The organism is Pseudoflavonifractor intestinihominis, assembly GCF_040096055.1.
In the GTDB taxonomy this organism is placed as follows: domain Bacteria; phylum Bacillota; class Clostridia; order Oscillospirales; family Oscillospiraceae; genus Pseudoflavonifractor; species Pseudoflavonifractor intestinihominis.
This window is the reverse complement of sequence record NZ_JBBMFK010000022.1, coordinates 42651-67963: the sequence shown is the minus strand read 5'-3', so window position 1 is coordinate 67963 and position 25313 is coordinate 42651. Positions and strand designations below refer to the sequence as shown.

20 protein-coding genes and 1 pseudogene are annotated in these 25313 nt (G+C 60.0%); all 21 read left to right on the top strand.

Annotated elements, in window-relative coordinates:
- Nucleotides 1-82: 82 nt before the first annotated feature.
- Nucleotides 83-178 (top strand): annotated as a pseudogene (locus tag WMO64_RS12650) (Maff2 family mobile element protein); the annotation flags it as partial.
- 66 nt (nt 179-244) lie between these two features.
- The gene (locus WMO64_RS12645) at nt 245-1114 is read left to right on the top strand and encodes a VirB6/TrbL-like conjugal transfer protein, CD1112 family (RefSeq protein ID WP_016147254.1); all 870 of its coding nucleotides are present in this window, start codon (nt 245-247) and stop codon (nt 1112-1114) included.
- A gap of 16 nt (nt 1115-1130) precedes the next feature.
- Complete coding sequence (locus WMO64_RS12640) at nt 1131-1598, top strand: PrgI family protein (protein ID WP_016147255.1); 468 nt, start codon at nt 1131-1133, stop codon at nt 1596-1598.
- Nucleotides 1543-3945 carry a VirB4-like conjugal transfer ATPase, CD1110 family gene (locus WMO64_RS12635; RefSeq protein WP_349232202.1) on the top strand — a complete coding sequence of 801 codons (2403 nt, stop codon included), beginning with the start codon at nt 1543-1545 and terminating at the stop codon, nt 3943-3945. The genes WMO64_RS12640 and WMO64_RS12635 overlap by 56 nt, the downstream gene beginning before the upstream one ends.
- A complete protein-coding gene (locus WMO64_RS12630) occupies nt 3942-4322 on the top strand; it encodes a DUF3851 domain-containing protein (protein ID WP_002576347.1) in 381 nt (126 codons plus the stop codon). Before WMO64_RS12635 ends, WMO64_RS12630 begins: the two co-directional genes overlap by 4 nt.
- Nucleotides 4315-6048 carry a C40 family peptidase gene (locus WMO64_RS12625; protein ID WP_349232201.1) on the top strand — a complete coding sequence of 578 codons (1734 nt, stop codon included), beginning with the start codon at nt 4315-4317 and terminating at the stop codon, nt 6046-6048. The genes WMO64_RS12630 and WMO64_RS12625 overlap by 8 nt, the downstream gene beginning before the upstream one ends.
- 33 nt (nt 6049-6081) lie before the next feature.
- Nucleotides 6082-6336 (top strand): DUF4315 family protein, encoded by a 255-nt coding sequence (locus tag WMO64_RS12620; protein ID WP_002576345.1) that lies wholly within the window; start codon nt 6082-6084, stop codon nt 6334-6336.
- Nucleotides 6326-7108: a DUF4366 domain-containing protein gene (locus WMO64_RS12615; RefSeq protein WP_002576344.1), complete on the top strand. Its 783-nt coding sequence runs from the start codon at nt 6326-6328 to the stop codon at nt 7106-7108. Before WMO64_RS12620 ends, WMO64_RS12615 begins: the two co-directional genes overlap by 11 nt.
- A gap of 193 nt (nt 7109-7301) precedes the next feature.
- The gene (locus WMO64_RS12605) at nt 7302-7994 is read left to right on the top strand and encodes a hypothetical protein (protein WP_002576343.1); all 693 of its coding nucleotides are present in this window, start codon (nt 7302-7304) and stop codon (nt 7992-7994) included.
- Nucleotides 7975-10074 carry a type IA DNA topoisomerase gene (locus WMO64_RS12600; RefSeq protein WP_002576342.1) on the top strand — a complete coding sequence of 700 codons (2100 nt, stop codon included), beginning with the start codon at nt 7975-7977 and terminating at the stop codon, nt 10072-10074. The genes WMO64_RS12605 and WMO64_RS12600 overlap by 20 nt, the downstream gene beginning before the upstream one ends.
- The gene (locus WMO64_RS12595; RefSeq protein WP_002576341.1) at nt 10071-10352 is read left to right on the top strand and encodes a hypothetical protein; all 282 of its coding nucleotides are present in this window, start codon (nt 10071-10073) and stop codon (nt 10350-10352) included. Before WMO64_RS12600 ends, WMO64_RS12595 begins: the two co-directional genes overlap by 4 nt.
- 2 nt (nt 10353-10354) lie before the next feature.
- The gene (locus tag WMO64_RS12590) at nt 10355-13303 is read left to right on the top strand and encodes an LPD16 domain-containing protein (RefSeq protein ID WP_002576340.1); all 2949 of its coding nucleotides are present in this window, start codon (nt 10355-10357) and stop codon (nt 13301-13303) included.
- Nucleotide 13304: 1 nt separating this feature from the next.
- The gene (locus tag WMO64_RS12585; protein ID WP_002576339.1) at nt 13305-13520 is read left to right on the top strand and encodes a transposon-transfer assisting family protein; all 216 of its coding nucleotides are present in this window, start codon (nt 13305-13307) and stop codon (nt 13518-13520) included.
- 76 nt (nt 13521-13596) lie between these two features.
- Nucleotides 13597-21237, top strand: a complete 7641-nt coding sequence (locus tag WMO64_RS12575; RefSeq protein ID WP_435412069.1) for a helicase-like domain-containing protein — start codon at nt 13597-13599, stop codon at nt 21235-21237.
- A 1-nt stretch (nt 21238) separates the two neighbouring features.
- Nucleotides 21239-22306, top strand: coding sequence for a DUF3849 domain-containing protein (locus WMO64_RS12570; RefSeq protein ID WP_349232200.1), 1068 nt, complete (start codon nt 21239-21241; stop codon nt 22304-22306).
- Entirely contained in the window at nt 22303-22647 is a 345-nt protein-coding gene (locus WMO64_RS12565; RefSeq protein WP_349232199.1) for a plasmid mobilization protein, read from the top strand. Before WMO64_RS12570 ends, WMO64_RS12565 begins: the two co-directional genes overlap by 4 nt.
- A 141-nt stretch (nt 22648-22788) precedes the next feature.
- Entirely contained in the window at nt 22789-23094 is a 306-nt protein-coding gene (locus tag WMO64_RS12560) for a hypothetical protein (protein WP_349232198.1), read from the top strand.
- On the top strand, nt 23091-23402 hold the full coding sequence (locus tag WMO64_RS12555; protein WP_349232197.1) for a CD1845 family protein: 312 nt from the start codon (nt 23091-23093) through the stop codon (nt 23400-23402). The genes WMO64_RS12560 and WMO64_RS12555 overlap by 4 nt, the downstream gene beginning before the upstream one ends.
- A 102-nt stretch (nt 23403-23504) precedes the next feature.
- Nucleotides 23505-24098, top strand: coding sequence for a type IV toxin-antitoxin system AbiEi family antitoxin domain-containing protein (locus tag WMO64_RS12550; protein ID WP_349232196.1), 594 nt, complete (start codon nt 23505-23507; stop codon nt 24096-24098).
- The gene (locus tag WMO64_RS12545; RefSeq protein WP_349232195.1) at nt 24095-24943 is read left to right on the top strand and encodes a nucleotidyl transferase AbiEii/AbiGii toxin family protein; all 849 of its coding nucleotides are present in this window, start codon (nt 24095-24097) and stop codon (nt 24941-24943) included. Before WMO64_RS12550 ends, WMO64_RS12545 begins: the two co-directional genes overlap by 4 nt.
- Complete coding sequence (locus WMO64_RS12540) at nt 24940-25290, top strand: hypothetical protein (protein WP_002576329.1); 351 nt, start codon at nt 24940-24942, stop codon at nt 25288-25290. The genes WMO64_RS12545 and WMO64_RS12540 overlap by 4 nt, the downstream gene beginning before the upstream one ends.
- The last annotated feature ends 23 nt before the right edge of the window (nt 25291-25313 follow it).

Genomic DNA, 25313 nt, shown 5'->3' with positions numbered 1-25313 from the left:
CCTATCCGACACAATGCGCAAGTGCCGGATAGGAACGGCAAAATTTTTTACACTTCTATTACTTCTTTATCGCACATCAGTAAAGAGCCAGGGTATGAAGCAGCTCATGGCGGGCGCTGGTGTGGCTGTGGTCGGCCTGATCCTCGTACCTCTGCTTTCCGGCCTGTTTGCCGTCTAAACTGTCCCTGAAAAATCCTTGCCCCTCCCGTAATAATCGGGAGGGGCTGAAAGGAGGTCACACTGTATGGATTTTCTGCTGGACGCGCTTACTGAGTGGCTCAAGGAAATGCTTGTAGGCGGCATTATGGGCAACCTGTCCGGGATGTTCGATTCTGTAAACCAGCAGGTCGGAGATATATCCGTGCAGGTTGGGCAAACGCCGCAGGGCTGGAACGGCGGCATTTTCAGCATGATCCAGAGCCTCTCCAACTCCATCATGGTTCCCATCGCCGGTGTGATTCTGGCGATTGTAATGACGCTGGAACTGATCCAGATGATTACCGACAAAAACAACCTGCATGATGTGGACACCTGGATGATTTTCAAATGGGTGTTCAAGTCAGCCGCAGCCATACTCCTTGTCACGAATACATGGAATATCGTCATGGGCGTGTTTGATATGGCGCAGAGTGTGGTGGCACAGGCATCCGGGATCATTTCTTCGGATGCAGCCATTGATATTTCCTCTGTCCTTACGGACATGGAACCTCGGCTGATGGAAATGGATTTGGGTCCGTTGTTCGGGCTTTGGTTCCAGAGTATGTTTATCGGCGTTACCATGTGGGCGCTGTATATCTGCATCTTCATCGTGATTTATGGCCGTATGATTGAAATTTACCTTGTGACATCCGTTGCGCCCATCCCTATGGCTGCCATGATGGGCAAGGAATGGGGCGGCATGGGCCAGAACTATCTGCGCTCCCTGTTGGCGCTGGGATTCCAGGCATTTCTCATCATTGTCTGTGTGGCGATTTATGCTGTACTGGTACAGGACATCGCTACCGAGGAAGATGTGATTATGGCGATTTGGAGCTGTGTGGGCTATACGGTTTTACTGTGTTTTACCCTCTTTAAGACCGGAAGCCTTGCAAAAGCTGTATTCCAGGCTCATTAAGAAGGAGGGAGTTTCTATGGCCTATGTACCTGTACCCAAAGACCTGACGAAAGTCAAAACCAAGGTTGCTTTCAACTTAACCAAGCGGCAGTTAGTCTGCTTCGGCGGAGGGGCGCTTTTGGGCGTACCGCTGTTCTTTCTGCTCCGTGGCTCTGCCGGAAACAGTACGGCAGCCCTGTGCATGATGTTCGTGATGCTGCCCTTCTTCCTGCTGGCGATGTATGAAAAGCATGGTCAGCCGTTGGAAAAGATTGTGGGCAATATCATCCGCGTCACGGTGATCCGCCCCAGGCAGCGCCCCTACCGCACCAATAACTTCTATGCCGTGTTGCAGCGGCAGGCAAATCTCGACGAGGAGGTGTCACACATTGTTTACGGCAATCAAAAACTGGCTGCACCGGCTGTTCGGAAAAAACGAGGAAAAAGCTGTGCAGCCGGTCAAAACAAAGAAAAAGCTGTCCCGCGCCGACAGAAAGCAGATTGAAGCTGCGATTGCCCGTGCCAACCGCACGGACAAAAAGGAAAAATCGGCGCAGGACAGTATCCCTTATGAACGAATGTGGCCGGACGGTATCTGCCGGGTATCAGACGGTCACTACACAAAAACCATTCAATTTCAGGACATCAACTATCAGCTTTCACAGAACGAGGATAAAACCGCGATTTTCGAGGGCTGGTGCGATTTCCTCAACTACTTCGACAGCTCGATTCAGTTTGAGCTGTCTTTTTTGAACCTTGCAGCATCGGAGGAAACCTTTGCCCGCGCCATCAACATCCCTCTCCAGGGGGACGATTTTGACAGCATCCGTATCGAGTACATGACCATGCTGCAAAACCAGCTGGCGCGGGGCAACAACGGCCTTATCAAGACCAAGTACCTGACCTTTTCCATCGAGGCCGACAGCATCCGCTCCGCCAAGCCCCGTCTGGAGCGCATCGAGACCGATGTGCTGAACAACTTTAAGCGGTTGGGCGTGGCCGCCGAGGTTCTGGACGGCAAAGCCCGGCTGGCCCAGCTTCACGCCATCTTCCACATGGACGAGCAGGCGCCCTTCCAGTTCGAGTGGGACTGGCTGGCTCCCAGCGGCCTTTCCACCAAGGACTTTATCGCGCCGTCCGGCTTCGAGTTCCGTACCGGCAAGCAGTTCCGCATGGGAAAGAAGTACGGGGCCGTCAGCTTCGTGCAGATTCTGGCCCCGGAGCTGAATGACCGTATGCTGGCGGACTTTCTCGATATGGAAAGTTCCCTCATTGTGAATCTGCACATCCAGTCGGTGGATCAGGTGAAGGCCATCAAGACGGTAAAGCGGAAAATCACCGACCTGGACCGCAGCAAGATCGAGGAACAGAAAAAGGCCGTCCGCGCCGGGTATGACATGGACATCATCCCGTCCGACCTTGCCACCTACGGGGCCGAGGCCAAGAAGCTGTTGCAGGACCTGCAAAGCCGCAACGAGCGGATGTTCCTGGTGACGTTCCTGGTGCTGAACACCGCCGACAATCCCCGCCAGCTGGGCAACAACATCTTCCAGGCCAGTTCCATCGCACAGAAGTACAACTGCCAGCTGACCCGGCTGGACTTCCAGCAGGAGGAAGGCTTGATGTCCTCTCTGCCGCTGGGGCTGAACCAGGTGGAAATTCAGCGGGGGCTGACTACCAGCTCTACCGCCATCTTCGTGCCGTTCACCACCCAAGAGCTTTTTCAGAACGGAAAAGAGGCGCTGTACTACGGCATCAACGCCCTGTCCAATAACCTCATCATGGTGGACCGCAAGCTGCTGAAAAACCCCAACGGCCTGATTCTGGGTACGCCCGGTTCCGGCAAGAGCTTTTCGGCCAAGCGCGAGATCGCCAACTGCTTCCTGCTGACTTCGGATGATGTCATTATCTGCGACCCGGAGGCCGAGTACGCGCCGCTGGTGGAGCGCCTGCACGGGCAGGTCATCAAAATCTCGCCCACCTCCACCAACTACATCAACCCGATGGACCTGAACCTGGACTATTCGGACGATGAAAGCCCGCTGTCGCTGAAGAGCGACTTCATCTTGTCGCTGTGCGAGCTGATCGTGGGCGGAAAGGACGGATTACAGCCGGTACAGAAAACCATCATTGACCGCTGTGTGCGGCTGGTCTATCAGGACTACCTCAACGATCCGCGCCCGGAGAATATGCCCATTCTGGAGGATTTATACGACCTGCTGCGGGCGCAGGATGAGAAAGAGGCGCAGTACATCGCCACGGCGCTGGAAATCTACGTCACCGGCTCCCTCAACGTGTTCAACCACCGCAGCAACGTGGACATCAACAACCGCATTGTTTGCTATGACATCAAGGAGCTGGGCAAGCAGCTGAAAAAGATCGGGATGCTGGTGGTGCAGGACCAGGTGTGGAACCGCGTCACCATCAACCGGGCGGCCCGTAAGTCCACCCGCTACTACATCGACGAGATGCACCTGCTGCTCAAAGAGGAACAGACCGCCGCCTATACGGTGGAGATTTGGAAGCGGTTCAGAAAGTGGGGCGGCATCCCGACCGGGATCACCCAGAACGTGAAGGACCTGCTTTCTTCCCGCGAGGTGGAGAACATCTTTGAAAACTCCGACTTCGTGTATATGCTCAACCAGGCGGGCGGCGACCGGCAGATTTTGGCCCGGCAGCTGGGCATTTCCCCGCACCAGCTGTCCTATGTGACCCACTCCGGCGAGGGCGAGGGGCTGCTGTTCTACGGCTCCACGATTCTGCCCTTTGTGGATCACTTCCCGAAAAACACCGAACTGTATCGCATTATGACGACCAAACCCCAGGAAATGAAGGAGGCTGATGGACGATGAAACCCGAAATTCTGCATAACGACCACATGATGTTTCTGGACCGGGCGCTGGAAACCCAGCGCACCGCGCTCCTGACGGCGATGGCGGACGCCGTTTCCGAGTGCCGCACGGCGGCGGATCAGGCCGCTGAACTGACCGAGACCGGCGAGACCGGCCTGCTGCGGCTGGTGGAGATTCTGTGCGCCGCCAAGGTCCAGCGCGGGCAGGCCGGTGAGACTGTGCTGGAGGGCACCGAGGTCCAGATTTTGGCCGACGTAGTGGCCCAGCTCTACGCCTGCCTGACCGAGTGCCGCTTCGTGGGTCCGCTGGGGCTGGCGGCCTATGCGGAGCTTTCCAGCATGGCGGCCTCCCTCATGCTGGGGGAATGGTTTGATTAAGGAACCGCGCCTGCGCTTCACGGAGGAAGAACGGGCGGACCCGGCGCTGGAAAAGCCCATCCGCAAGGCGGAGAAGGCCGCCGTCAAAGCGGACAAGGCGCAGGCAAAAATCCCGAAAAAGCAGGTCAAACGGGCCGAGGTGGACCCCAAGACCGGCAAGGTCACGACCAAGCTGGTGCTGGAGGATAAGCCCCGGCCGCCCTCCAAACTGTCCCATACAGTGCGGGACGCGCCGGGCAACGCAGTGGCGGGCAAGCTCCACCAGGAGATCCGCAAGACCGAGGACGGTAACGTGGGCGTGGAAAGCGCCCACAAGTCTGAGGAAGCCGTAGAGACCGGCGTGCATCTGGCGAGGGAGGGCTACCGCAGCCACAAACTGAAACCTTACCGCAAGGCCGCCCAGGCCGAGCGGAAGCTGGAAAAGGCCAACATCGAGGCGCTGTTCCAGAAGTCTGTCTATGAAAACCCTGCGGCAGCCAGCAACCCGCTGTCCCGCTGGCAGCAGAAACAGCAGATCAAGAAACAGTACGCCGCCGCCAAACGGGCCGCACAGTCCGGCGGGAGCGCCGCCGGTGCCGCCCAAAAGACCGGCAAGGCGGCCAAGACGGTCAAGGAGAAAGCCCAGCAGGCCGGGACCTATGTGATGCGCCACAAAAAGGGCTTTGGCATCGTGCTGGCGATTTTCCTGCTGGTCTGCCTGCTGCTCAACACCATGTCCTCCTGTTCCATGATGGCGCAGAGCATCGGTTCGGCGATCTCCGGCACCACCTACCCCTCCGATGACCCGGAGCTGGTGGCGGTGGAGGCCGACTACGCCGCCAAGGAGGCCGCGCTGCAAGCCGAGATCGACAACATCGAGAGCAGCCACCCCGGCTACGACGAGTACCGCTATGACCTGGACATGATCGGCCACGACCCGCATGAGCTGGCGGCCTACCTGTCCGCTGTGCTGCAAGGTTACACGCGGGCAAGCGCCCAGGCGGAGTTGGAACGCATCTTCGCAGCCCAATACCAGCTGACGCTGACCGAGGAAGTGGAGGTGCGCTACCGCACCGAGACCCGGATCGACAGCGAGGGCAACAGCTATACGGTCGAGGTCCCCTACAACTACTACATCTTAAATGTGACCCTCACCAGCAAGCCCATATCTTCCGTGGCGTCGGAGCTGCTGACGCCGGATCAGCTGGAAATGTACCAGGTGTACCGGCAGACGCTGGGCAACAAGCCCCTGATCTTCGGCGGCGGGTCCGCCGACACCAGCGATTCCGAGAGTTTGGCCGGTGTGGAGTTTGTCAACGGCACCCGGCCCGGCAATCAGGCGGTGGTGGACATCGCCAAAAGCCAGGTGGGCAACGTGGGCGGCCAGCCCTATTGGAGCTGGTACGGCTTTAATTCCCGCGTGGAGTGGTGCGCTTGCTTCGTGTCCTGGTGTTACGGCCAGATGGGCCTTTCCGAGCCGCGCTTTGCCGCCTGCCAGTCCCAGGGCATCCCCTGGTTCCAGTCGCACGGACAATGGGGCGGGCGGGATTACGCCAACATCGCCCCAGGCGACGCTATCTTCTTCGATTGGGACTTGGATGGCAGCGCCGACCATGTGGGCATCGTAGTGGGCACCGACGGCAGCCGGGTTTACACCGTAGAGGGTAATTCCGGCGACGCCTGCAAAATCAAGAGTTATTCCCTGACCTACGAGTGCATCAAGGGCTACGGCTTGATGAACTGGTGACAAATTTTTATGAAGAATAGGAGTGATTTGACTATGGCTAAAAACAAAATCGAGCGCATCGACCAGGAGATCGCCAAAACCCGCGAGAAGATCGCGGAACAGCAGGAAAAGCTGAAAGACCTGGAAGCGCAGAAAACCGAGGCGGAGAACCTGGAGATCGTCCAGATGGTCCGCGCCCTGCGTATGACCCCGGCCCAGCTGTCCGCCATGCTGTCTGGCGGCATGGTGCCCGGCCGGGCGGTGGGTTCTGCCAATCCCGAACAGGAGGAAATGACCCATGAAGAATAAAAAGATTTTCAGAACCTTTGCCGCCCTTTGCACCTGCCTGATGCTGATGGGCGGCTTCTCTGTGACCGCCTTTGCCCAGGGCACTGACCCTGCGCCCACGGCCACACCGGCGGCGGACGCCACCAACGACAGCAACGTGGTGGTGGAGGAAACCGAGGACAGCCCCGCCCTGACCCCGGAGGGCAACGCCGCCCTGGTGGATGACTTTGGCGGCAACAAGCAGCTCATCACCGTCACCACCAAGGCGGGTAACTATTTTTACATCCTCATTGACCGCGCCAACGAGGACAAGGAGACCGCCGTCCACTTCTTGAACCAGGTGGACGAGGCCGACCTGGAGGCGCTGATGGAGGACGGCGAGACGGCGGAGGAAACGCCCGCCGTCTGCAACTGCACGGAAAAGTGCGCCGCCGGTGCGGTGAATACGGCCTGCCCGGTGTGCGCCGTGAATATGGCAGAGTGTACGGGCCAGGAGCCGGAACCCACCCCTGACCCGGAAACAGAGCCGGAGCCGGAACAGGAACCGGCAGGGCTGAACCCGGCGATGCTGCTGGTGGTGCTGGCTGTGCTGGGCGGCATCGGTGCGCTGGTCTACTTCAAATTCATCAAGCAGAAGCCCAAGACCAAGGGCAGCGACAACCTGGATGATTACGACTACGGCGAGGACGATACCGAACAGGAGGACGAGGACCCTTGGGAGACCGAGGAATCTGACGAGCCGGAGGACGCCGGCGGGGGCGGCGATGAGGAAAGCGAGAACCCGGCCAAATGACCCGGTTCACCGACAGCCCTTATGAACCCATGATGACGCGCAGGCCGGAGGGCGGGAAGGCAGCTTCCCGTCCTCCCTCTTTATCTCCCGGCCCCCCCTGCTATGGCTGCGGAACCTACCGCCCCGGCCAGCCCTGCGTGGGCTTCTGCCACAAAGAACTGACTGCGTGGCTGCGCGAAAGGAGAAAAGCAAAATGAATTATTTTATCCAATTTCTCATTGTGTTCGACCTGATCTGCTTCGGCGTCTACTTTGGCGGCGACATCGTTTGCACGGCGCTCGCCAAGGTGCGCAAAAAGACAGACGAAGAAGAATTTGAAATCTACAAAGTGGAGGACGATACAGACACCTCCAAACCGGCGCTGTCCATCGACGCCATCCGCCACTTGTTCCGCGGCGAGGTCCACGATTTTGTCTGCAACAAACTTCTGCCCAGCGGGCAGGAAACCCTTTCCGCTCTGACCGAGCCGGAGCAGACAGCGGCCCGGTTCCTGTTCTGCGCCTTGATCGGCTATCTCAAAGAGGAAGCCCCGAAGGATGAGCAGAGCTTCCCGATGGTGATGGAGATGCTGAACTATGCCGAGGGCGCGAAAGAGGACGGCGACAAGGACGTGATCGACATTCTGATGGAGGAAACCGCCGCCCGGACACATCTGCGCGAGGAATATTTCAGCGATTACCGCCGTTACCAGCTCATGCAGGTGGATAAGACGCGGGTGCTGCTGGCCTGCCGTGTCATCATCAACGACCTGCTGGGAAAGCTGTACCGCTATGATTACAACGTCGGTTATGACTGCCTTCTGGACGATGGCAACAGCGTTTCCAGAAAACTGAAAAAATCCAACGAAGAAATGGAGGTAGAGGAAGATGCGATTGGTGATCGCTGAGAAGCCCTCTGTGGCAAAATCCCTGGCCGCCGTGCTGGGCGCTGCTACCCGCAAAGACGGCTACCTGGAGGGCGGCGGCTGGCTGGTGAGCTGGTGCCTGGGGCACCTGGCCGGGCTGGCGGACGCCGCCACCTACAACCCCGACTACGCCAAGTGGCGCTATGATGACCTGCCCATTTTGCCGGAGTCCTGGCGCTTCACCATCGCCAAAGACAAGCGGGATCAGTTCGATGTGCTGCGCACCCTGCTGCGGCGGGAGGACGTGACCGAGGTAGTCAACGCCTGCGACGCCGGGCGCGAGGGCGAGCTGATTTTCCGCACGGTCTACTGCCTGGCGGGCTGCCAGAAGCCCATGAAACGGCTGTGGATTTCCAGCATGGAGGATTCCGCCATCCGGGAGGGCTTTGCCAACCTGCGCCCCGGCGCGGACTATGACGGGCTGCACCAGGCGGCCCTCTGCCGGGCCAAGGCCGACTGGCTGGTGGGTATCAACGCCACCCGACTGTTCTCGGTGCTGTACCACCGCACCCTCAATATCGGGCGGGTCATGTCCCCGACGCTGGCCCTCATCGTCCAGCGGGAGGCAGAGATCGACGCCTTCAAGCCGGTGCCGTTCTATTCTGTGGCTCTGGACCTGCCCGGTTTTACCGCTGCCAGCGCCCGCATGGACAAAAAAGCCGATGCCGAACAGCTGAAAACTGCCTGCCAGGGCGGTACGGTGACGGTCAAGCAGGTGGAGCGCAGGGACAAATCCGAGAAGCCGCCCGCCCTCTATGACCTCACCACTCTCCAGCGGGACGCCAACCGCCTGCTGGGGTTCACGGCGCAGCAGACACTGGACTACCTGCAAAACCTCTATGAAAAGAAGCTCTGCACCTATCCCCGGACGGACAGCCGCTACCTGACCTCCGACATGGCCGAGGGCCTGCCGGTGCTGGTGAATTTGGTCGCCAACGCCATGCCGTTTCGCAAAGGCATCGCCATTTCCTGCGATGCGGCGGCGGTCATCCACGACAAGAAAGTGACCGACCACCATGCGGTGATCCCCACCCGGAACATCCGCGAGGCGGATCTGTCCGCTCTGCCGGTGGGTGAACGGGCCATTCTGGAGCTGGTGGCGCTGCGGCTGCTGTGCGCGGTGGCCCCGCCCTATAACTTTGCAGAAACCGCCGTTGTTGTGGACTGCGCTGGTGCGGAGTTTACCGCCAAAGGCCGCACGGTGAAGCAGCCCGGCTGGCGGGCGCTGGACGCCGCCTACCGGGCCAGCATGAAAAATGTGGAACCGGACGGCAATTCCGAGGACAAGGCCCTGCCGGAACTAACCGAGGGCCAGGCGCTGCCGGTTGCCGGTGCCGCCGTCAAGGAGGGCAAGACCACCCCGCCCAAGCACTTCACTGAGGATACCTTACTCTCTGCGATGGAGACTGCCGGAAAAGACGATATGCCGGAGGACGCCGAGCGCAAGGGGCTGGGCACCCCCGCCACCCGCGCCGGAATTTTAGAGAAATTGGTGTCCACCGGCTTCCTGGAACGCAAAAAGAGCAAGAAAACCGTGCAGCTTTTGCCGTCCCACGATGCCATTTCCCTGATTACCGTCCTGCCGGAGCAACTGCAATCCCCGCTGCTGACCGCTGAGTGGGAGTACCGGCTGGGCGAGATCGAGCGCGGCGAGCTGGCCCCGGAGGACTTCATGGCTGAGATCACCGCCATGCTGAAGGAGCTGGTGGGAACTTATCAGGTCATCAAGGGCAGCGAGTACCTGTTTGCCCCGCCCCGCGAGGTGGTGGGCAAATGCCCCCGCTGCGGCGGTGAAATTGCAGAAATGCAAAAAGGCTTCTTCTGTCAGGACCAATCTTGCAAATTTGCGATCTGGAAGAACAACAACTGGTGGGCAGCGAAGCGCAAACAACCCACCAAGGCCATTGTGGCGGCGCTGCTGAAAGATGGCCGCGCCCATGTGACCGGGCTGTACTCCGAGAAAAGCGGCAAGACCTACGACGCCACCGTGGTGCTGGAAGATACCGGCCAGTACGTCAACTTCAAGCTGGAATTTGACCGGCAGAAAGGCGGCGGCAAATGAAACTGAGTTTGTATGAACAGGAAACGATTATCCTCTACAACCAGGCCGAGGCCACCGCCGAGGTCTATTCCCACGACCCGCGCCTGCTGGAAAAGCTGCGGCGGCTGGCGGAAAAATACCCGGACCAGATCGTGAAAAAGGACCGTCAGACCTTTACGGTGCCCAAACGCTGCGTATCGGTGCGGGAGCCGTACAGCGCCGAGCGCCGCAAGGCCGCCAGCGAACGGGCCAAGGCCGCCGGGTACAAACCACCCGTCACGAAAGCGGGCGGCAAGTAAGCATGGGCGAGAGCGTCTTTGAAGTCGTAAAACAGTCCGTCACCGCCAGAGAGGCGGCGGAGCTTTACGGCATCGCAGTGGGGCGCGGCGGTATGGCCTGCTGCCCCTTCCACGATGACCGCCACCCCAGCATGAAGGTGGACACCCGTTTCCACTGTTTTGGCTGCGGCGCAGACGGCGATGTGATCGACTTCACCGCCCGGCTCTATGACCTGTCCCCCAAGGGGGCCGCTGAAAAGCTGGCCCAGGATTTTGGCCTTTCTTATGACAGCAAGGCCCCGATCCGGCGAAGTTATGTCCGGCAGAAAACCGAGGCGCAGGTGCGGAAAGAAAAACGAGAACACGGCTGGCGCGTCCTGACGGACTACTATCACTTGCTCCGAAAATGGGAGGCCGACTATTCCCCCAAGACGGCGGACGAGGACCCGCACCCGCGCTTTTTGGAGGCCGTCCAAAAAAAAGACTACATGGGCTATCTGCTGGACACCTTTCTCGACAGCAGCACCGAGGAACAGGACCAGTGGATCGCAGAACACACCGCTGAAATTTCGGCCATAGAAGGGAGAGTGAACATCATGGCTGACAAACCCACCAACCGGGAACGGTTGCAGCAAATCACGGCGGGCATTGAACAGGGCATCAAGGAGCTGTTCGAGAGCGAAAAGTATATGCGCTACCTGTCTGTGATGTCCCGGTTCCACCGCTATTCCGTCAACAACACCATGCTCATCTATATGCAGAAGCCGGACGCCACGCTGGTAGCCGGATATAACAAGTGGAAAAATCAGTTTGAGCGCCATGTGAAAAAGGGTGAGCATGGTATTACCATCATCGCGCCAACGCCGTTCAAGAAAAAGATCGAGGAACAGAAGTTGGACCCGGACACCAAAGCCCCCATCCTGGATGCAGAGGGCAAGGCGGTCATGGAGGAACGGGAAGTTGAGATCCCCATGTTCCGCCCGGTGAAGGTGTTTGATGTGAGCCAGACGGACGGCAAGCCCCTGCCGGAGCTGGCGTCCTCCCTGTCCGGGAATGTCCAGAACTACGAGGCTTTCATGGAGGCCCTGCGCCGGTCCGCGCCGGTGCCGCTCTCCGTGGAGCCGATGGCCGCCAACATGGACGGGTATTTCTCGCCGGACCAGCAGCGCATCGCCATCCGGGCAGGCATGAGCGAGGTGCAGACCGTTTCCGCCGCCGTCCATGAGATCGCCCACAGCAAGCTGCACAACTACGCCAAGGCCCAGGAGGAAGCGGCCAGGGCCGGTGATAAGGAGCCGCCCAAGAAGAAAGACCGCAACACCGAGGAGGTGGAGGCCGAGAGCATTTCCTATGCCGTCTGCCAGTATTACGGTATCCAGACCGGCGAGAACAGCTTCGGCTACATCGCCAACTGGAGCCAGGGTAAGGAGCTACCGGAGCTGCGGGCCAGTCTGGAGACCATCAACAAGGCGGCCGGGGAACTGATCGCGGACATTGACCGGCACTATAAGGTTATCTGCAAGGAGCGCGGTATTGACCTGGCCGCCCAGTCGGAACAGACAGTGCCGCAGCAGGAAGCCGCATCGGAGGCGGAGGTCCCCATGCAGGCTCCCGCCCGCCATGCTTACAAGCTCCACAGCAATTTTGAGCGTACCTCACCGGCAGACAGTACCTATATCCAGGAATATACCGTTGCGGATGATTTATCCCTTATCCCCGGAGAGGTACTTTATGCGGGAACCTATGACGAGTGTGTAAAACTGCACAACGCCCTTCAAGATGGCAGTATGACGGCTGAGCAGGTCAAGGCCCAGGCGCAGGCGGAAAAGCTCTATGAGTTGGACGGACGGCTGTACCTCCACGTCCAGCCCTGTGACGGCGGTTATGACTACACTATCTACGACAAGGGCACAATGCGGGCATTGGACGGCGGCCAGCTGGACGCCCCGGAGCTGCCCCTGTCCACCGCCGCGCTGAAAATCTGCGAGATGCACGACATGGGCGGCCAATCCATTCAGTATGCGCCGCTGTCCATGATCGAAACTTTGCAGGAGGCGGCTGTCCAGCAGATGCAGGCAGCGGCCCAGGCCGCCGCCCCGGAAACTACCATGCTGCCGGACGCCCCGGAGCAGCACCTGGACGAGTACCCCATGCCGGACCCCACGCTGACCCAGGACGATTTGGAAAAGAGCGGCTATCTGGACGGGGACCTTCTGCCCCTCTCCAAAGAGCGGGCCTATGAGCTGATGGAGCGCGACCTGACCGTTTATATCGTCCAGCAGGGTGAGAATCCGGCGATGGCTTTTGATACCACCGACCTGGACGCCTACGACGGGATCTTCGCCGTCACCCGCGAGGAATGGGAGGAAAGCCCGGCTTTCGATGCTCAGGTCAAGGAGCGCATGGACCACCAGCAGGAACGGGAGCAGGCGTTCCTCGATCACAAGGGCGACTGCTTCGCTATTTATCAGGTGAAGCACACCGACGAGTTGCGGGACATCCGCTATGAGGGGCTGGAATGGCTCAAGTCCATCGGGCAGACGGCGCAGCGGGACAACTACGATCTAGTCTACACCGCGCCGCTGCTGCCCTCCGATTTGAAGGGCGATACTGCCGAACAGCTTTTTTACCGCTTCAACAATGAACACCCCGCCGACTACCGTCACCCGTCCATGAGCGTCAGCGACATCGTTGCCATCAAGCGGGACGGCAAGGTATCCTGTCACTACTGCGACAGCTTCGGCTTTGCCGAGGTTCCCGGCTTCCTGCCGGACAACCCGCTGAAAAATGCGGAAATGGCCGTGGAGGATGACTACGGCATGATCGACGGCATTCTCAACAACGGCCAGCGGCAGCCGCCCCAACGGGAGTTGCCGGAAAAACGGAAGTCCGTTGTGGAGCAGCTGAAAAGCCAGCCCAAACCCGAACATAAAAAGACAGCGCCCAAAAAGAGCGCGGAAAGGGAGATCTGATATGAACGCTTTGACTTTTGAGGAAACCAACCTGCTGTGCATCTACAACCCCGGCACCCGCCAGGGGGCCATCGAGGCCCTGACCGAGATGCGCGGCCACTTGCAGGCGGACGAGGACGAGCTGCTGGCCCTGACCGACAGTACCCTCGCCAAGCTGCGCGCCATGACCGACGCCGAGTTTGACGAGCTGGAGCTGTACCCGGATTTTGATGAATAACACACTGTTTTGACCCGCAGGGCGGCCACCGTGCCGCCCTGCTTTTATATAAGACCAGGAAGGAGGACAGAATCCCATGCCAACCAAAGCAGAACAATACGCGCAGATGGCCGACCAGGTGGCGCGGCAGCTCACCGGCAGCTGGCAGGAGTGGGCGGGCTTTCTCACCACCGCCGCCCGCCTCTACAAATATCCGTTCCATGAACAGCTGATGATCTACGCCCAGCGCCCGGACGCTACCGCCTGCGCCGAGTACGACCTGTGGAACAACCGCATGGGCCGGTATGTGCGGCGCGGGTCCAAGGGCATCGCCCTGGTGGATGATTCCGGGGACCGGCCCCGACTGCGGTATGTATTCGACATTTCCGACACCGGCACCCGTGAACACTCCCGCACCCCCTGGCTGTGGACGATGAACGAGGAACACACCGCGCCGGTCATGGCGATGCTGGAACGCAACTATGATGTGAGCGGCGGCGACCTGGCCCAGCAGCTGGCCGATGTGGCCGCCAAGCTGGCGGAGGAATACTGGGCCGACCACCGGCGGGATATTCTCCCTATCGTTGACGGTTCCTTTTTGGAAGAGTACGATGAGTACAACATCGAAGTCCAGTTCAAATCCACCGCCGCTGTCAGCATCACCTATGCCCTGATGTCCCGCTGTGGGCTGGAGCCGGAGCAGTATTTCAGCCATGAGGATTTCATGGCGATCTTCGACTTCAACACCCCCGCCACCGTGGGGGCGCTGGGCACGGCGGTCAGCCAGATAAACCAGCAGGTACTGCGGCAGATCGGCGTCACCATCCAGAACTATGAGCGCGCCAAGGGCGCGGAAAGGAGTGCCACACATGGAAAACAACCTGACTTACACGAGGAACGGCGATTACCTGATCCCCGACCTGAAGCTGTCCGAACAGCCGGAGAAGCCCCTGGGCAAGTACGGCAGGATGCGCAAAGCGTACCTGAAGGAACACCGGCCCATCCTCTACAACCAGCTGCTGATGAGCGAGAAGCTGTACCCGCACCTTCGGGAGATCGACGAGACCGCGAACAGCCGTCTGGAGCAGATGATGCCCCGGCTGGCGGAGGCAGCGGGCGCGACGGAGCAGCTGAAAGCCAGCGACCCCATGCAGTGGGTGGGCCTGATGAACACCTGCAAGGCCCAGGCGGAGGAGATCCTGCTGGCGGAACTTATCAACAGCTGACCTTAAACCTGTTCCTCTCCGAAGCGGAACAAATCCATAAAATCGACGAAGCAGAGAGTGTGAAAACGCCCTCTGCTTTTTCTATGCCCAAACCCGCTGCGCAGGCGGAACCTGTGCGCCGGGCGCTGACCCAGGCGGAGATCGACGCCGCCATCCAGGAATGGAACGGCAATATTGAAAGTAAGCACGCGGTTGTCCGCTACATGAAGGACCATGCCCGTGAAAAGGATACCGCCGCCTGGCTGCGGCAGGAGTACGGCGATGATCTCCCGGCCCTGCCTGTGACGGTGGACGGCGCGGCGGGCGACGTGCCCTGGCCCAAGGTGCAGCGCCGGATCGTCCAGCTCATCAAGGAAGATCGGTTCTACACCGAGGCGGAGCAGGACCGATTTGACAACATCGACTCCATCGCCATCCGGGAGGCCCTGGCCGAGCGCGGCATCGTGAACGGCCAGGTGGTGGACCCGGAAAAGCTGGACAGTGATCCATTCATCCGGCAGGTCATGCGGGATGTGGAGGCCGTCGCAACCGAGGAACAGGCCGAGGCAGCGGCAAAGCCGCCTGTGCCGGACTTATCCGGCCAGCCCGTCACCCGCGAGGGCGACACCCTCACCATTGGCAGCGGCGAACCCACCCATGAGATCGACATCACGGTGTCGGACGAGGAATATGCCGCCATCCGGGGCACCATCCCGGAGCGCACCGCCTACGATCCGTCCGCCCCGGTTTACAATGTGGGCAATACCGTCTATCTGGATGACCGCGCCCATCAAATTACCGAACTGCGGGAGGATACGGTGCAGCTGCTGCCCACCGGCATGAGCTATCCCATCTACCGGGTCGAGAGCCGGGAGCGGTTCGAGCAGCTTTTGCGGGCAGACAACCGCAACGACTTCTACACCGAGTTCCTGCCCGTCAACCCTGACACGGCGGACCAGGACCTGCGGGACGTGCTGGCCCACGGCCTGATCGGCGCGCCGAACAAGGCGGAGCTTTCCGAACTGCTGCGCACCGGCAAGAGCAACCGGGAGGTCGCCCTGTGGCTGAGCCGGGCCTATCCTGACATCATCGAGACGATGGAGCTGGAGACCGGCGATACCGCCGACTACCGAACCATACCCGAAGGCATCGAGCTGGAAGTGCTGGACGCGGACGAGAAGCGACTGGCCATGCTGTTCTTCCGCTGGGATGAGGTTGCACCGCTGCTGCGCGGGCTATATGCCCGCCAGCTGGACGGCTTTGTGCAGGAGCAGGATGAACCGTATATGGAAGCCCCTGCCGCCGTGGAAGAACCTGCCGAAACCGCCAAGCCCATTGAAGAAGCTGCTGAGGCACCGGCGTTCCACTCCGAGACGGTGGCCGTCTACCCCGGCGACAAAAACGGACTTCCCTATGACGTGGTGGTGGAACGGCTGCACGTTGACCGGCCGGAACCCACGCCGCCCGAACCGACGCCGGACACGGAGCCGGAGGAAAAGCCGGACCACCCGGTTTCTATCCCGGTCAACGGCGAGTGGCAGACTTTCCCCAACCAGAGGGCAGCCGAACAGGCGGCCTATCAGGAGTACCGGGACAACCTGCGCCGCAACGCCGAAAACTTCCGCATCACCGACGATCATCTGGGCGAGGGCGGCCCCAAGGCCAAGTACCAGGCCAATGTGGCGGCGATCAAGCTGCTGAAATACCTGGAGGAAACCACCGGGCAGGCTACGCCGGCACAGCAGGAAGTGCTGTCCCGCTATGTGGGCTGGGGCGGCGTGGCGGATGCCTTTGACCCGGACAAACCCGCGTGGGCCGCCGAGTATGCGGAGCTGAAGGAGCTGCTGACCCCGGAGGAATACGAAGCGGCCAGGGCCTCCACCCTCAATGCCCACTACACCAGCCCCACCGTTATCCGCGCCGTTTATGAGGCTGTGGAGCAGATGGGCTTCCGTACCGGCAACATTTTGGAGCCGTCGATGGGCGTGGGCAACTTCTTCGGGATGCTGCCGGAGAGCATGGCCGGGAGCCGTCTGTACGGCGTGGAACTGGATTCCATCAGCGGCCGGATTGCCAAACAGCTTTATCCCAAAGCCGACATCACCGTAGCGGGCTTCGAGACCACTGACCGGCGGGACTTCTATGACCTTGCCATCGGCAACGTCCCTTTCGGCCAGTATCAGGTGAACGACAAAGCCTACAACAAGCTGGGCTTCAACATTCACAACTACTTCTTTGCCAAGGCGCTGGACCAAGTGCGGCCGGGCGGCGTGGTGGCTTTCGTCACCAGCCGCTATACAATGGACGCCAAGGATTCCACCGTGCGCCGGTATTTAGCCCAGCGGGCCGAGCTACTGGGGGCGATCCGCCTGCCCAACAATGCCTTTCGCGCCAACGCCGGGACCGATGTGGTGTCCGACATCCTGTTTCTGCAAAAGCGGGACCGTCCGCTGGACATCGCCCCGGACTGGACCCAAACCGGCCGGACCGAGGAAGGCTTCACGGTCAACCAATATTTTCTGGATCACCCGGAGATGGTGCTGGGCCGCCCTACCGCCGAAAGCACCCAATACGGCAAACAGGACTACACCGTGGTTCCCATCGAGGGGCTGGACCTGGCCGACCAGCTGCACGATGCCGTGAAGTATATTCGCGGCACCTATCAGGAGGCCGCGCTGCCGGAGCTGGGCGAGGGCGAGGACATCGACGAATCCCTCCCGGCTGACCCCAATGTGAAAAATTACTCCTACACGGTGGTGGACGGCGCGGTGTACTTCCGGGAAAACAGCCGCATGGTGCGCCCTGACCTGAACGCCACCGCCGAGGCCCGCGTCAAAGGGCTGGTGGGGCTGCGGGATTGTGTGCAACGGCTCATCGACCTGGAGATGGACGCCGCCGCGCCAGATGCCGACATCCGGGCGCAGATGGCCGAACTGAACCGCCGCTATGACGATTTCTCTGCCAAGTACGGTCTTATCAATGACCGGGCGAATCGGCTGGCCTTTGCCGATGACAGCAGCTATTACCTGCTCTGCGCGCTGGAAGTACTGGACGAGGATGGCCGGTTGGAGCGCAAGGCAGATATGTTCACCAAGCGCACGATTAAGCCCCATGAGGCCGTCACCACCGTGGACACGGCCTCCGAGGCCCTGGCAGTCTCCATTTCTGAAAAAGCCTGCGTGGACATGGCCTACATGGAACAGCTCACCGGCAAAACCGGCGAGGAACTGGCCGCCGAACTGCGGGGCGTGATTTTCCGCCTGCCCGGCCCGGTGTCGGAGGGCGAGCGGCCCCAATACGTCACGGCGGACGAGTACCTGTCCGGCAACGTGCGCCGGAAGCTGCGCCAGGCCCAGCGGGCGGCGGAGCAGGACTCGGCCTTTGCGGTCAACGTGGAGGCCCTGACTGCCGCCCAGCCCAAAGACCTGGACGCTTCCGAGATCGAGGTGCGGCTGGGGGCAACGTGGATCGACAAGGAGTATATCCAGCAATTTATGTACGAGACCTTCGACACGCCTTTTTACCTCCAGCGCAGCATTGAAGTCCACTACACCCCCTTTACGGCGGAGTGGCAGATCTCCGGCAAAAATGTCGTGGGGCAAAACAACGTGGCCGCCTACTCGACCTATGGGACCGGCCGCGCCAACGCCTATAAAATCCTCGAAGATTCCCTCAATCTGCGGGACGTGCGTATCTACGACACCGTGGAGGACGCGGACGGCAAGGAGCGCCGGGTGCTGAACGCCAAGGAAACCACCCTGGCCGCGCAAAAGCAGCAGGCCATCCGGGATGCTTTCCGCGACTGGATTTGGCGCGACCCGGAGCGGCGGCAGGCGCTGGTGCGCCAGTACAATGAGGAAATGAACGCCACTCGCCCCCGCGAATATGACGGCAGCCATATCGTCTTTGGCGGTATAAACCCGGCCATCACCCTGCGGGAACACCAGAAAAACGCCATCGCCCATGTGCTGTACGGCGGTAACACGCTGTTGGCCCATGAGGTGGGCGCGGGTAAGACCTTTGAAATGGTGGGGGCTGCGATGGAGGCCAAGCGCCTGGGCCTGTGCCAAAAATCCCTCTTTGTGGTGCCCAACCACCTGACCGAGCAGTGGGCTTCGGAGTTCCTGCGTCTGTACCCGTCCGCCAACATTCTTGTTACAACCAAAAAGGACTTCGAGAAGCACAACCGCAAGAAGTTCTGCGCCCGCATCGCCACCGGCGACTACGACGCCATTATCATGGGTCACTCCCAGTTCGAGAAAATCCCCATCAGCAAGGAACGCCAGGAGCGGCTGCTGCATGAGCAGATTTGGGAAATCACCGAGGGTATCGCCGAGGTAGAGGCCAGCGGCGGGGAACGGTTCACCGTCAAGCAGCTGGAACGCACGAAAAAGTCTTTGGAGGCGCGGTTGGAAAAGCTGCAAGCCGAGGGCCGCAAGGACGATGTGGTGACCTTTGAACAGCTGGGCGTAGACCGGCTGTTCGTGGACGAGGCCCACAACTACAAAAACCTGTTCTTATATACGAAGATGCGCAACGTGGCGGGCCTCTCTACGACGGACGCGCAGAAATCCTCGGATATGTTCGCCAAGTGCCGCTACATGGACGAAATCACCGGTAGCCGGGGCGTCATCTTTGCCACCGGCACGCCTGTCAGCAACTCCATGACCGAGCTTTACACCATGCAGCGGTATCTCCAGTATGACCGCCTGCAAGAGCTGGGCATGGCCCACTTTGACTGCTGGGCGTCCCGGTTTGGCGAGACCGTGACGGCGCTGGAGCTGGCCCCGGAGGGCACCGGCTACCGGGCGCGGACCCGCTTCTCCAAGTTTTTCAACCTGCCGGAGCTGATGAACTTGTTCAAAGAAATCGCGGACATCAAAACCGCCGACCAGCTGCACCTGCCCACGCCCCAGGTGGAGTACCACAACATCGTGGCTCAGCCCACCGAGCAGCAGCAGGAAATGGTGAAGGCGCTTTCGGAACGCGCTTCCCTGGTACACAGCGGTACGGTGGACCCGTCCCAGGACAATATGCTCAAGATCACCAGCGACGGGCGCAAGCTGGGGCTGGACCAGCGGATCATCAACCAGCTGCTGCCGGATGAGCCGGGCACCAAGGTCAATCAGTGCGTGAACAACATCATGCAGATCTGGCGGGATGGCGAGGCTGACAAGCTGACCCAGCTGGTGTTCTGCGACATTTCCACGCCCCAAGCCCGGCCCGCCAAAAAGGTGGCCAAGGCGCTGGACAACCCGACCCTCCACGCTTTGGAGGACGCGGTGCCGCTGGATGAGCCGGAACCGGCCTTTACCGTGTATGAGGACATCCGGCAGAAGCTCATCGCCCAGGGCGTACCCGCCGAGCAGATTGCCTTTATCCATGAGGCCAACACCGAGGTGCGCAAAAAGGAGCTGTTCTCCAAGGTCCGCACCGGCCAGGTGCGCGTCCTGCTGGGCAGCACGGCCAAAATGGGCGCGGGCACCAACGTGCAGGACCGCCTGGTGGCGCTGCATGACCTGGACTGCCCGTGGCGGCCCGGCGACCTGGCCCAGCGAAAGGGACGCATCGAGCGCCAGGGCAACCAGAACGAAACCGTCCATGTGTACCGCTATGTCACCGAGGGGACTTTCGACGCCTACCTCTGGCAGACGGTGGAAAACAAACAGAAATTCATCAGCCAGATCATGACCTCCAAATCGCCGGTGCGAAGCTGCGACGATGTGGACGAAACGGCGCTGTCCTTTGCCGAGATCAAGGCGCTGTGCGCCGGGGACCCGCGCATCAAGGAACGCATGGACCTGGATGTGGACGTGGCGCGGTTAAAGCTGATGAAGGCCGACCACCAGAGCAAGCAGTACCGCCTGGAGGACCAGCTGCTCAAAACCTTCCCGGAGGAGATCGAGAAAAACAAGGGCTTTATCGCCGGGCTGGAAGCGGATATGGCGACCCTGGCCGCTCATCCTCACCCGGAGGACGGCTTTGCCGGGATGGAAGTCCGTGGCGACACCCTCACCGACAAGGAGAACGCCGGTGCGGCGCTGCTGGACGCCTGCAAGGAGGTCAAAGGGGCCGACCCGGTGCCGGTGGGCAGTTACCGGGGCTTCACTATGTCGGTGTCGTTTGACGCTTTCCGGCAGGAGTATATGCTCCTGCTGAAAGGCCAGATGACCCACCGGGCGACGCTGGGCACAGACCCCCGTGGAAATCTAACCCGTATCGACAATGCGCTCAGTCAGATGCCCCAGCGGCTGGAAGCGGTGAAGAACCAGCTGGACAACCTCTACCAGCAGCAGGCCGCCGCCAAGGCAGAGGTGGGTAAGCCCTTCCCACAGGAGCAGGAGCTGCGGGACAAATCCGCCCGGCTGGCCGAGCTGGATGTACTGCTGAACATGGACGGCCGGGGCCGCCCTGCGCCGGAGGCGGTGCTTGCCAAGAGCAGCCGCCCCTCGGTGCTGGAGGGTCTGAAACGCCCGGTGCCGCCGCGCTGCCCCGAAAAGAAACCCAAACACCACGAACAGGAGGTGCGATAACATGAATACCGACAAAAACACGGCCCTCTATGAGAAGATGGCCGCCGAACAGGACAAGTTCCGGGACTGGCTGAAAAGCCAGCCCCCGGAGGAAATTCTAAAGCATACCTATGAGTACACGGTCCGGGAGGACATCCTGATGGCGATGGAGGAGCTGGATCTGCCCCAAAGCCGGGCCGCCGCGCTGCTGGCGTCGTCGTCCCCGCTGGCCGATGTCTACAAGGAGTTTTCTGACCGGGAGACTTCCTACATGGATGTGGTGCGGGACAGCATCGAGCAGCGGGCCGATGCGGCGCTGGACGCCCAGCGGGAACTGCCGCTCTACCGCCACGACGCCGCCTATGCCCGCGAACAGGGCGACCTGGATTTGTACCGGGCGTCCCGCCGCGCCAACATCGCCTGCAAGGAGGCCATCGAGGCGTCCATTTCGGAACATTACCGGGACAACCGGCTGGACAGAGACGCGGTGCCCCAGGTGATCGAGCAGTTCGGCTACACCCGCACCCTCTATGTGCTGGCAAACACCGTGCAGCAGATGGAATGGGATGGACGGTTCAGCCCGGCCAACAAAGCGTGGGCCAAAACGGTGGACATCCCGCCCAACCCGGACGGCTTCGGCGGAGACCGCAACCTGGACTTTGTGGTGGATGGTCACCCCGGCCTGGTTGATCTGTTCTTGAGCCAGGCGCGGCAGGATTATCTGCGGCTCCAGCCGCTGACACCAGAGGAGATTCACGTCGAGGCCGCCCGGCTGTTGCAGGAGCTTCGTGCGCCGGATACGCCCAACAGCCCCCACGGCACCCACTACATGGCCCGCGTTTCGCCGGACTTTCTGGCCCGCGCAGGCACCCAGGCTCATGACCGGCTGATGGCGCTGCTGCCGTTCCGCAGTCTGGCGATCACCGGCATGAAGGACCTGCCCGGCATCTATGTCACCATCCTGGCCAGCGAGGACCGTTCCAAAGAGCTGCGCCAGCGCCGCCCTTCGGTCCGCCGCCAACTGAAGCAGGAGCCGCGTTCCGCTGAAAAGAAAGCGCCCGTTCGTAAGGAAAAGGAGCCGGAGCGGTGAGCGCCCCCAAGCGCAAACGGAAGGTGCAGCTGAACTTCCGGGTCTCGCCGGAGGAATTGGCGTTAATCGAGCAGAAGATGGTCCAGCTGGGGACAAAGAACCGGGAAGCCTATCTGCGCAAGATGGCCCTGGACGGCTATGTGGTGCGCCTGGAACTGCCGGAGCTGAAGGAGTTGGTGTCCCTGATGCGCTATTCCAGCAATAACTTGAACCAGCTGACCCGCCGTGTGCATGAGACCGGGCGCATTTACGACGCCGACCTGGAGGATATATCCCGGCGGCAGGAGGCTTTGTGGGATGGGGTGCATCAGGTATTGACCCAGCTGGCAAAGCTGTCGTGATAGGGGCATACGCCCCGGCTTTGAGGGAGGTCCGGCGTGTGCGTGCGGCTGCGCCAGGCCTCCCTTTTTTTTCTTTGCCCGTATCGTTGCACTTTTGCGGGCCGCAGGCGATAATGGAGTCAGAAACGGAGGTGAAGGCTGATGTTGACATTTGAAAATATCTTGGAGTTGTTTCAAGAGTATCTGCTGTGTGACCCGGAGGAAGAAGTCCTCTCATGCAAACGCGGCTATGTCCGATTGACCTGGAACAAGGATTCCCGCTACTGCGTGGATGGCATCCTCTGCCGGACCCCGGAGGAACTGTTTGACCTGCTGCTCACGGATTACCAGGACTATGAATTGCTCCGCCGGACGAAAGGCCGCCGGGAGGTTACAGAAGCCGACGAAAAAGCCGTGGAGAAGCTGTGCCAGCCCTACCTGGACTGGCGGAAGGAGGCGCTGAAATGAGAGCGGTGCTGTTTATTTTGAAATTGGGGCTGAAAATCCTTGCCGTGCCGGTGGTGCTGGCGCTGATGCTGTTCACCTGGGTATGCTTTGGACTGCTGTATGTGTCCAGCTTCATCTTCGGCCTGGCCTCCACGGTGGTGGCGCTGCTGGGGATCGCGGTGCTGGTAACCTACTCGCCGCAAAACGGCGTGATCCTGTTGGTGATCGCTTTCCTGGTCAGCCCGGTGGGCCTTCCGATGGCTGCCGCCTGGCTGGTGAGCAAGGTGCAGGACCTGCGGTTTGCGATCCAGGATGCGGTGTACGGCTGAATAGGAAATGAAGAATTGCCGGGAGTGAAGTCCCGGCAATTTTTAACTTTACTTTCGTGCTAATTTCGCGTATAATATTAGCATGAAAGGAAGGTGAAGAACATGAGCCAATTTCAACAGTTAGACCAGCTGATGGAACGCCAGGACGGGATGCTGCGCACCGGGCAGGCCCTCGCGGCCGGGATCTCAAAACCTGTTTTTTATCAATTCGTGCAGTCTCGTGGACTGGAACAGGCGGCGCATGGGATTTATCTTTCCAAAGACGCCTGGGTGGACGCCATGTATCTGCTGCATCTTCGCTGTCCGCAGGCAGTTTTTTCCCATGAAACGGCGCTGTTTTTCCACGACCTGACCGACCGGGAGCCGCTGGCCTATTCCATTACGGTCAAGACGGGCTACAACCCCACCCGGCTTAAAAGTGAGGGCGTTCAGGTCTTTACCATCAAGGCGGAGCTGTATGAGGTCGGCCTGTCAACCGCACAGACCCCCTTCGGCCACGATGTGCTGGTCTATGATATGGAACGGACGATCTGCGATGTGCTGCGCAGCCGGAGCCACATCGAGATGCAGACATTCCAGGACGCTTTGAAAGCGTATGCCCGCCGGAAAGACAAGGACCTGCGGACGCTGGTGCGCTATGCCAAACTGTTCCGGGTCGAGAAGATTTTACGCCAGTATTTGGAGGTACTGTTATGATAAAGACAGCCAGACAGCTGAAAGATTTGATCCGCAACCTGTCAAAGAAAAATGCTGCGGATGCGCAGATTTTGATGCGCAACTATATGATGGAGCGTTTTCTTGAACGTATTTCTCTTTCCTCATACCGGGACAAGTTCATCCTCAAGGGTGGTATGCTGGTGGCCGCGATGGTCGGTCTGGACGCCCGCTCCACGATGGACCTGGACGCAACGGTCAAGGGGGCCAACGTCAGCGTGGAGGATGTGGAGAACATGATGGCCGAGATCATCGCCGTTCCCATTGACGACGGCGTTACCTTCCAGGTGAAAAGCATTTCGGAAATCATGGATGAAGCGGAATATCCCGGCATTCGGGTGACGATGACAACGCTCTTTGACGGGGTGCGCACCCCGCTGAAAATCGACATTTCTACCGGCGACGCCATCACCCCTAAAGAGGTGCGGTACAGCTTCAAGCTCATGCTGGAGGACCGTTCCATCGACGTTTGGGCCTATAACCTGGAGACCGTGCTGGCCGAAAAGCTGGAAACCATCATCACCCGGACCACGACCAACACCCGTATGAGAGATTTTTACGACATCGCCATCCTGCAACAACTCTATGGCAGCACTCTGGACCCGCACGTTCTCCATGACGCGCTTCTGGCGACAGCCCACAAGCGCGGCACCGAGCGCCATCTGGCCGAGGCCGCCGAAGTCTTTGATGAAGTGGAGGCCAGCCCGGTCATGCAGGACCTGTGGGTGGCCTATCAGAAAAAGTTTTCCTATGCGTCCGACCTTGGCTGGAATACGGTCATGGCTGCGGTCCGTCAGCTGTTCGCTCGTTGCGAGGGCACGGCATGAAAAAGCGTGGACACTACTGCAAGGTCTGTGGCGAGTATAAGGCAAACGAAAAGTTTTCCGGCAAGGGTCACGCCGCGCACATTTGTAAAACCTGCGCCGCCCTCCCGCCAGAAAAGCAGGCGGAAGAAATGGCACTTACCCGGCTGGTCAACCTTCCCTGGCGATTATCCAAAGAACAGCTTTCGTGGTTGAAGAAACGGATGAAAGACCGGCGGGATGCCGTGCGGACCTTGGCGACGGAACAATATGAAATGCGGTTCCCGCCCAGGATAGAACTGGATGAATTGGAAGATGACTTTGAGGAAGATTTCGATTTTTATATGGACGAGGAAACTGATATAGAGTAAACCGATGCGGTCTGTGATAAGCA